Source organism: Streptomyces sp. NPDC048248, assembly GCF_043201875.1.
GTDB lineage: Bacteria > Actinomycetota > Actinomycetes > Streptomycetales > Streptomycetaceae > Streptomyces.
Genome location: NZ_JBICZL010000016.1, coordinates 176,209 through 185,104 on the forward strand (window position 1 = coordinate 176,209; position 8,896 = coordinate 185,104).

Consider the following 8,896-nt stretch of genomic DNA (forward strand, 5'->3'; position numbering starts at 1 on the left):
CCTGCCCCTCCAAGGGCGAGACGCGATGGCCCGGCCCGACGACACGCCGTGGCCCACTGGCGCACTCACGGCGCACCCGGCCCATGAGTTCACACCGGCCCGCAGGTAGCCCCAACCCGCGGGCACGCCGAAGTCGTTGACGGCGCAACCGGCCACATCCCGGCCCGGTACCTGCCCGTCGCCCGACCTCGCAACAGCCCGACTCACGCAATAGGCGGAAGTCGAAGCTCCGCCGGCCCGCTAGCCGACCGCGGCGTACTCGTCGAAGACCTCTTCCTCACAGTCGACGGGCAGCGGGCCCGTGCTGTGCTCATATTCCGAACGCGCTGTCTCCAACAGGCGACGCCATGACGTCACGGTCGGGCGGCGGCGCAGCAGCGCCCTCCGCTCGCGCTCGGTCATTCCGCCCCACACACCGAACTCCACCCGGTTGTCCAGGGCATCGGCCAGGCACTCCGTGCGTACCGGACACCCGGTGCACACCGCCTTGGCGCGGTTCTGCGCCGCCCCTTGCACGAACAATTCATCCGGATCGGTAGTGCGGCAGGCTGCCTGTGCACTCCAGTCGGTTACCCAGCTCATGCTGGCGCCGTCCTCTCCCGAATCGAGGCTCCCCCACGGCGGCAAGCGGCATATTCACCGTTGCCAGTTGAGGACGTTACGGAAGGCAGGCAGGGCGCAACACCCCCTTCGGGCCCAATCTTGAATGGCCCGAACGGACTATGCGTACGCGGCAGATCACCCAACGGAGTGACCGAAGGGCATACGCGACTTTCCCCGCAAGCGGGGCAGTTCACCATGGTCACGCGGGCTTTCCGGTGATGCCGGCGGGCAGGTCGAGGCGCGATCCCCGGGGGAGGGGGGCTTGACGAACTGGCGCGTAACCATCCGCTTCGGCAGGTGTGAACAGGCTAAGCGAACAGGTGCGCCCCTGTCCGGCGATTGAGAACGTAGGGTGCCCTCATGGCTAAGAAGCGCGAAGGCGGGGGTCTGACCAAGACCCAGCGGGCCGCCAAGTTCCTCGGTGTCAGCGTCCTCGCCGGAGCCGTGCTCGCGGGCCTGGCGCTGCCCGCGGCCGGAGCGCTCGGCCTGGCGGCCAAGGGTTCGGTCGAGGGATTCGACGACATCCCCGCGAACCTCAAGACACCGCCGCTCAGCCAGCGGACCACCATCCTCGACTCCGACGGCGGCGAGATCGCGAAGGTCTACTCCCGCGACCGCACGGTCGTCGGCCTCAAGGACATGTCGTCGTACATCCGGAAGGCGATCATCGCGATCGAGGACGCGCGCTTCTACGAGCACGGCGCGGTCGACCTGAAGGGCATCCTGCGTGCGCTCAACAAGAACGCCCGCACCGGCGGCGTCTCCGAGGGCGCCTCGACGCTGACCCAGCAGTATGTGAAGAACGTCTTCATCGAGGAGGCGGGTGACGACCCCGACAAGGTCGCGCAGGCCACCCAGCAGACGATCGGCCGGAAGGTCAAGGAACTCAAGTACGCGATCCAGGTGGAGAAGGAGCTCGGCAAGAGCAAGATCCTTCAGAACTACCTGAACATCACCTTCTTCGGGCAGCAGGCCTACGGCATCGAGGCCGCCGCCCAGCGCTACTTCAGCACGTCCGCCAAGGACCTGAAGCTGGAGCAGGCGGCCCTGCTGGCCGGCATCGTCCAGTCGCCGAGCCGCTACGACCCGGTCAACGACCCGAAGGAAGCGACCCTTCGGCGCAACACCGTCCTGCAGCGGATGGCCGACCTGAAGGACATCACCCAGGCGCAGGCCGACGAGGCGTCCGAGAAGCCGATCCAGCTGTCGGTCAGCCGTCCCAAGAACGGCTGCATCACCGCCACCCACGGCGCGGGCTTCTTCTGCGACTACGTCCGCGAGGTGTTCCTCAACGACAAGAAGTTCGGCAAGTCCCGGAAGGTCCGCTCCCGGCTGTGGAACCAGGGCGGCATGACGATCCGCACCACTCTGGACGCGCAGACGCAGAAGTCGGTCCAGGCATCCCTGAAAAAGCACGTCTACGAGGACGACCCGGTCGCCGGCGCCGCGGCCATCGTCGAACCGGGGACGGGCAAGATCCTCGGCATGGGCCAGTCCCGCCCCTACGGCTTCGGCGAGAACCAGACGCAGATCAACCTCTCGGTGGACCGCAGCATGGGCGGCGGCGCCGGCTACCAGCCCGGCTCGACCTTCAAGCCGGTGATCGCGGCGGCCGCGCTGGAGCAGGGCACCAACCCGCAGCAGGAGTTCTCCTCGCCCTACCGCATGCGCTACCCGAGCCCGGTGCAGACCTGCAAGGGCCAGTGGCGGGGCTCGGAGATGACCCAGAACGAGAACAAGAAAGAGGTCGGCCCGTACGGCATGAAGGAGGCGACCGCGAAGTCGGTCAACACCTACTTCGTCCAGCTGATCAGCGACATCGGCATCTGCCCCGCGGTCAAGATGGCCCAGGGCATGGGCATCGAGCGGGCCGACGGCAAGAAGCTGCAAGAGGTCCCTTCGATGACGCTCGGCGTCCAGGAGATGTCGCCGCTGACGATGGCGGGGGGCTACGCGGCCTTCGCCAACGGCGGCGAGTACTGCTCCCCCGTCGCGATCCAGTCGATCACCGACCCGCAGGGCAAGAAGATGAGCGTCCCGCGCAGCAGCTGCCGCCGGGCCATGTCGGAGAAGACCGCCAAGACCATCAACGCCCTCCTCAAGGGCGTCGTCGAGGACGGCACCGGCAAGCAGGCCGGTCTGCGTGGCCGGGACAGCGCCGGCAAGACCGGCACCAGCGACAGCCGCTATGCCGCCTGGTTCGTCGGATACACCCCGAACGCGGCCGGCGCGGTCTGGGTCGGCGACCCGCAGCACAAGCGCAAGATGTTCGACATCTCCATCGGCGGCGCCTACCACGACAAGGTCTACGGCGCGGACACTCCGGGCCCGATCTGGCGCGACGCGATGTCCGGTGCCCTGACGGGCCGCCCCGCGCCCACCCTGCCCACCGTCCCGATAGGGGATCCGCACAAGGACAAGGGCAAGCCCCCGGCCGGCGAGGACGGCAAGGGCAGGCACCGGCCGGGCAACGGAGGCGACAACAAGCCGGGCGGCGGCTGGCACCTTCCCGACTTCCCGGACATTCTGGGCGGCGGTAACGGCGGCTGGTGACCGTCGCGTTGCCCGCGAGGACGGCTCACGGTCCTTGACGGACCCACGTCATGACGGCACGCAGGTCTTGACGGCACGCAGAAGGGGCGCCCTCCCGAGGGGGGCGCCCCTTCTGTCAGTTCGTTGATCGAGCTGCCTGCGGGCGACGTCAGCCGGCGAGCAGCTTCTTCACCACCGCGGCCACCCGGCCGCCCTCCGCGCGACCCGCCACCTGCGGGTTCACGATCTTCATGACGGCGCCCATCGCCCGCGGCCCCTCGGCTCCGGCACCCTTGGCCTCCGCCACGGCGGCCGCGACCAGCCCCTCCAGCTCCTCATCGGTCAGCTGCTTGGGCAGGTAGTCGGCGAGGAGCTCACCCTCGGCCCGCTCACGCTCGGCCGACTCGCTGCGCCCGCCCTTGTCGAACGCCTCGGCGGCTTCGCGACGCTTCTTCGCCTCGCGCGCGATGATCTTCTCGACGTCGGCGTCGGAGAGCTCGCGTGCCTCGGTACCCGCGACCTCCTCCTTCTGGATCGCGGTCAGCGTGAGGCGAAGGGTGGAGGAACGCAGCTCGTCCCGCGCCTTGATCGCGAGGGTGAGGTCGTCGTGCAGCTTGGACTTGAGCGTGGTCATGACGTCGAGTATGCCCGCACCCGGCGCCGACCGCCGCGACTTTTCCCCCGCCCCACGGTCTGCCACCTCCCTGTCGTCTTCCGCTGCCGCCCAAGATCACCTGCCGCAAGCGGCCTGCCGAAGGCCGCCCACCGCATGACCGCCCCGGACCGCGGACCGCCCACCCCGCCTGTCGCTCGAACCGGCCCTGCCCGCCCCCGGTCCCCGCTCCCCCCTCCCCTCCTCCTCTTCCCCACTCCTCCCGCTGCGTCTTTCCGCGCCACTCTGCGACCATGGGGTTCATGCGCGCGCGATACGGAGTACCCCTGTCCCTGACCGCAGTCGGGGCCGCCGGCGTGGCCTACGCCGCCGGCTTCGAAGTCCGTTCCTTCCGCCTGCGGCGCGTCACGGTTCCCGTACTGCCCCGTGGCATGCGCCCGTTGCGCGTCCTGCAGGTCTCCGACATCCACATGGTCCGCGGCCAGCGCAAGAAGCAGCGCTGGCTGCAGTCACTCGCCGGGCTCCGCCCCGACTTCGTGATCAACACCGGCGACAACCTCTCCGACCCCGAGGGCGTCCCCGAGGCACTGGACGCGCTCGGACCGCTGATGGAGTTCCCCGGCGCCTACGTCTTCGGCTCCAACGACTACTACGGCCCGAAGCTGCGCAACCCCGCCCGCTACCTGATCGAAAAGGTTCAGGGGCGGCACGGACTCAACGGCAACGCGCCGGCCGTCGGCGTCGTCCACAACCCGTGGGAAGAGCTGCGCGACGCGTTCGACGCGGCCGGCTGGGTCGGCCTCTCCAACACCCGCGGCCGCCTCAAGCTGGAGGGCGTCGACATCGCCCTGACCGGCCTGGACGACCCGCACATCAAGCGCGACCGCTACGCCGAGGTGGCCGGCGGCCCGGAATCCGGTGCCGACCTCTCGCTTGCCGTCGTACACGCTCCGTATCTGCGGTCCCTGGACGCCTTCACCGCCGACGGCTATCCCTTGGTCCTGGCCGGCCACACCCACGGCGGCCAGCTCTGCATCCCCTTCTACGGCGCGCTGGTCACCAACTGCGACATCGACACCAACCGCGTCAAGGGCCTCTCCACCCACACCGCCGGTGGGAACACCTCCTACCTCCACGTCTCCGCGGGCTGCGGCACCAACCGGTACACCCCGGTCCGCTTCGCCTGCCCCCCGGAGGCGACCCTCCTGACCCTGACGGCGAAGGCGTAAGCGGGAGGATCGGGCGCAAGCAGGACGATCGAGATTGCTCGCGGGGGCACGGGCCGAGGCCGAAGGCGAGTCGCGCCACCGACCGAAGCCGCGCGACTGACCAGGCTCGCGGGCCGGCCAGGCCGGCGGGCTTACCCGGGCCCTGCGGGCGATCTGAGCCGTCTCCGCTGACCGGGCCGTCTCCGGACGGTCTCGGGGTCGACGCCACCGGATCGGGCGCCCGGGGCGGGCCAAGCCGCGTACCGGCTGCGCAGCGGCACGGCGGCATACGACGGCACAACGACACGACAGATGAAGATCGGCTTCCGGGAGCCTCGTGGCCACGAAGCGGCACGCGGCCCCTTCGGGCCCTCGGGAACGGCGGACGGCCCGTATCCGCGAACCACAGGCCCAAGACTTACGGAGCGCTGCGGCGGACCGGAACCGTTCCCGACCGGCGGCCGGTCCACCCGCCCCGCCACCCCTCTCCGCGCGGCCCCGGCCTCTACCGTGGAGGAATGTCCGACCCCACCCGGACCTCGCAGTCCACGCGCCACGCGACCGGCGCCGCCCGCGCAGCCGACCGCACGCCGGCAACAGCCGTCGCCCCCGCCGTCCGACGCCCCCTCGCCGCCGCCGTCCGCGCCCTGATCGCCGCGGCCGCCCTCACCGGACTCGCCACAGAGGCCGACCTCGCACCCGATCTCCCCCATTTCCTGGGCAACTTCGCGGTGCAGGCGAACATCGCCGTCGCGCTCGTCTTCCTCTGGTCCTCCCACCGCTCGTGGACCGGGCGCCGCCCCGTGTCCCCCCGCCTCACGGGCGCGACCCTCTTCTTCATCACCCTCGCCGGCCTCTTCGCCCTCTTCGCCCAGGCAGCCCCATCCGGCGATACCGGCGGCTTCGCCCTCCCCGGAGCCACCGCCGGACCGACCGGTGCCCACGCCATCGCGGGCCCACTCCTGCACACGGTCATCCCCCTCGCCGTCCTCGCCGACTGGCTCCTGCTGACCGCACCCGGCGGCTTCCGCCGCTCCGACGCCTGGCAGTGGCCGGCGTACCCACTCCTGTACCTCGCCTTCACCTTCCTCCCCGGCCCGCCGCCCCACGCCCTCGCCATCGCGGTGACCGCCTGCCTCCTGCCACTGATCACCATCGCGATCGACCAGGTCAGGCCGTCTCCTGGGCTCCACCGGAACCGGATTTCGCCTACGGGGATCAGTCCGCTAAAGTAGAGCTCGTTGCTTCGGGGTGTAGCGCAGCTTGGCAGCGCGCTTCGTTCGGGACGAAGAGGTCGTGGGTTCAAATCCCGCCACCCCGACTGAAGAAACACCAGGTCAGCCCTGGTCTTCCGATAAGGAAGACCAGGGCTGATTGGTTTTCAGATCCTCTTTGGGAGAACCCTGGGGGAAGATCTTGAAATTCGACTCCCAGCGAGCCGCTACCGGCGTTCGGCCAGCCGCACCCGCAGTAGTTCATTTGAGAGCGGCTACGGGCGGCGACGAGTGACCTGTGACACATCGCCAGCCGGGCATCCGGTACCGCTTCCCACTCCGCAGTGAGTCCGGCCGCCAGGTCCTCACGCATCTGCCGCGCGGAGTGGCTGTACCGATGGGGTACGCGGCGAGCGCAGGTGGTCGTGGAGGACCGCGAATGCCGTGCACGTGAGGGGGAGGGCCAGGGCCGCGGTGACCAGGATGCCGACGGCGACGGGGGCGAGGATGCCCGCGTAGTAGGCCGCGAAGAAGTTTCCCGTGGCCTGTTCGAGGAGGGCTCGCACGAGGGGGCGCAGCGGCAGCGCGAGCTGCACCGCAAGCCGGAGCACGCCGGCGGTGAGCGCGGCCAGCGGCAGCGCGAGAGCGAGGACGCGAACTCCTCCGGCGCGCGTACACGTCAGCGACCAGGAACGACGCAGGGCCGCGCGGGGCCCGAGGCCGTCGGCCGCGGCGGCCGGGGCGAGCGCCAGCGATAGGCGCAGCAGCACGGCGGCGAACACGGCCACAGCCGGGGAGGCCGCGACGAGTGTGTGGGGCCACGATCCGCGTTCCAGAATCTGCTCCTCGGTGTCGAGATGGAGGCCGGTGAGGCTGTTCGCCACGGCACTGACGAGCAGCGGCAGGGGCCATACGACCAGGCCGCGCAGCGCGTACACGGCGAGCACCGGTCGCAGTCCCGTACGGACCGGGGCACGCAGCCCTTCTGCCACCGAGGGCGCTCGCGTCCCTGCTGCTACGGCTCGGGAGTACGCACTCTGCAGGGCCGCGGTGCCGGCGCCGAGGAGGAGCAGGAAGAGCGGGAGCGTGCAGAGGGCGACCAGCACCAGGTCGGTGTGGTCGTGCAGGTAGGGGTCCTCGACGTGGTGATACCAGATGCGTTGGTTCCGCATGCGGGTGAAGAGGGGCCAGGCGAGCGCGAATATCGCAACCGTCGTCAGCAGCCCGGCCAGTCCGGACAGGCCGACGACGCGTACCGTCGCAGCCGCCAGCGACCTCCGGTGCCGCCGCAGGACGGCGAACCCCGTCGCGGTGACGCCTCGTTGCGGATTTCCGCTCGTTGGTGGGGTCGGGCGGTCGTACTGCGCCGTAGGTGTCACGGGGGCGAGCTTTCTGTAATTGCGGGCCGGTTCCCGGTGGAGACGCGGGGCGGACCGGCGCGGTTCTGCGGGCGTGCTCCGGCTCTTCGGGGGCGCCTGAGGGAATCAATTCCCTTCTGCCCGCGTGATTTCAGCAGAGCCGAGGCCGGACAGGTCAAACGCTGGCTGGGCTCATCGGACGGTGCCCGGCATGCAGTTGCTGACGAAACACATTCCCCGGGCCGCCGCGGAGGCCCGGGGAATATGTTCGTTCTGCTTCAGAGCCCGGCGCCATGCCATGCGGAGCATTCGGGCCCGATGGGATGCAAGAAGGGCACAGGGTTACCCATCACGAGCCGATATTCAGTCGTTGCCCACTTCGAGCAGCCAGCCATCGCTCTGCTCGGTGCACATGTAGCCGGCCGTCTGACCGTTGTTCGTCAGCGCTGCTCCCTTGTCCATGCACGCCTTCTGGGTGGGGAAGCCACGGTATTCATCCGCTGCCTGCGCCGCCCCCATGCTGATCGTGGTGGCCGCCGCCACACCGGCCAGGACGACAGCTGCCTTGCTGAGCTTCTTGCGCATATCCTCGCTCCTCCGAAGTGTTTCCGTGGACGATCACCACGCTCTCCGGCCCCGCTAATGGATCACTAAATGGTCACTAACGTGCGGCGCAGGGCCCACGAAGAGGGCGGCCCGCCGGAGTGATCCACCCGGGGGCTCTCACGCCGGCCGGGCAGTTGCGGGGGCGTTCGTAACGCACCAACAATCCCGGAAACGCGGATCCATGGGCGGAGCCGCCCAGGTGCTCCGCGGCGGTGATGGCGGGTTTTCGTCACCGTTCCGCAACAGGCATGAACCGCCCCCGCAGGTGCCCCGTACAGCCCGGTGTGTGCGGCCCTCTGGCCGCGGCGATACGGAGCGATGGAAGGAATCGACATGGCCGGCGGCAACATCCAGATCAGCCCGGAAGAGATGCGGGAGGCTTCGACCTGGCTGCAGAACCAAAAGGAACTGATGCAGCAGAGCCTCCACGAGGCCAACACCAAGATGGACGAGATGGTCGAGGCGGCCTACGCCACCCCGGGCTCCGAGAGCAAGTTCCGTCCGTTCTGGGAGGAGTACAAGAACGGCACCGAGAAGGCGATCGAGGGCCTGCAGGGCGTCAGCGAGTTCATCAAGCAGGTCGCCGACGCGTTCGTCGACACCGACGACCAGACGGCCGGCTCGATCGGCTGACTTCTCGACCACGGCCGTGGGGGGGGGGGGGGGGGGGGGGCGGGGCGCCGCCCCCGCCCGGGGGCGGGGGGGGGGGGGGGGGTGGCTCTCAAAAAAACGGGGGGGAGACGCCAACCACCACCACGCCAC

At 69.7% G+C, this 8,896-nt stretch carries 8 protein-coding genes and 1 tRNA gene; 5 read left to right on the plus strand and 4 right to left on the minus strand.

Features of this window, described 5'->3' with window-relative positions:
* Window positions 1–240: 240 nt before the first annotated feature.
* Window positions 241–582: a WhiB family transcriptional regulator gene (locus ACGFZW_RS30880; RefSeq protein WP_393896559.1), complete on the minus strand. Its 342-nt coding sequence runs from the start codon at window positions 580–582 to the stop codon at window positions 241–243.
* Window positions 583–963: 381 nt separating this feature from the next.
* On the opposite strand from ACGFZW_RS30880, the gene ACGFZW_RS30885 reads away from it, so the two are divergent.
* A complete protein-coding gene (locus tag ACGFZW_RS30885; protein ID WP_393896560.1) occupies window positions 964–3,156 on the plus strand; it encodes a transglycosylase domain-containing protein in 2,193 nt (730 codons plus the stop codon).
* A gap of 148 nt (window positions 3,157–3,304) precedes the next feature.
* Here ACGFZW_RS30885 and ACGFZW_RS30890 read toward each other — a convergent pair whose 3' ends face one another.
* The gene (locus ACGFZW_RS30890; RefSeq protein ID WP_393896561.1) at window positions 3,305–3,769 is read right to left on the minus strand and encodes a GatB/YqeY domain-containing protein; all 465 of its coding nucleotides are present in this window, start codon (window positions 3,767–3,769) and stop codon (window positions 3,305–3,307) included.
* Between the two features lie 281 nt (window positions 3,770–4,050).
* On the opposite strand from ACGFZW_RS30890, the gene ACGFZW_RS30895 reads away from it, so the two are divergent.
* The 3 genes from ACGFZW_RS30895 to ACGFZW_RS30905 all read left to right on the plus strand — a co-directional run bounded on the left by ACGFZW_RS30895 (window position 4,051) and on the right by ACGFZW_RS30905 (window position 6,277).
* Window positions 4,051–4,977 (plus strand): metallophosphoesterase, encoded by a 927-nt coding sequence (locus tag ACGFZW_RS30895; protein WP_393896562.1) that lies wholly within the window; start codon window positions 4,051–4,053, stop codon window positions 4,975–4,977.
* Between the two features lie 497 nt (window positions 4,978–5,474).
* Window positions 5,475–6,191, plus strand: a complete 717-nt coding sequence (locus ACGFZW_RS30900; RefSeq protein ID WP_393896563.1) for a Pr6Pr family membrane protein — start codon at window positions 5,475–5,477, stop codon at window positions 6,189–6,191.
* A gap of 12 nt (window positions 6,192–6,203) precedes the next feature.
* Window positions 6,204–6,277: transfer RNA gene (locus ACGFZW_RS30905), tRNA-Pro, on the plus strand.
* Between the two features lie 258 nt (window positions 6,278–6,535).
* Here the strand turns inward: ACGFZW_RS30905 and ACGFZW_RS30910 are convergent.
* Both ACGFZW_RS30910 and ACGFZW_RS30915 read right to left on the minus strand, forming a co-directional pair.
* Complete coding sequence (locus ACGFZW_RS30910; protein ID WP_393896564.1) at window positions 6,536–7,549, minus strand: hypothetical protein; 1,014 nt, start codon at window positions 7,547–7,549, stop codon at window positions 6,536–6,538.
* A gap of 342 nt (window positions 7,550–7,891) precedes the next feature.
* Window positions 7,892–8,113, minus strand: a complete 222-nt coding sequence (locus tag ACGFZW_RS30915) for a hypothetical protein (protein WP_393896565.1) — start codon at window positions 8,111–8,113, stop codon at window positions 7,892–7,894.
* Between the two features lie 339 nt (window positions 8,114–8,452).
* Here ACGFZW_RS30915 and ACGFZW_RS30920 point away from each other — a divergent pair, with 339 nt between their 5' ends.
* Complete coding sequence (locus tag ACGFZW_RS30920; RefSeq protein ID WP_393896566.1) at window positions 8,453–8,767, plus strand: WXG100 family type VII secretion target; 315 nt, start codon at window positions 8,453–8,455, stop codon at window positions 8,765–8,767.
* The last annotated feature ends 129 nt before the right edge of the window (window positions 8,768–8,896 follow it).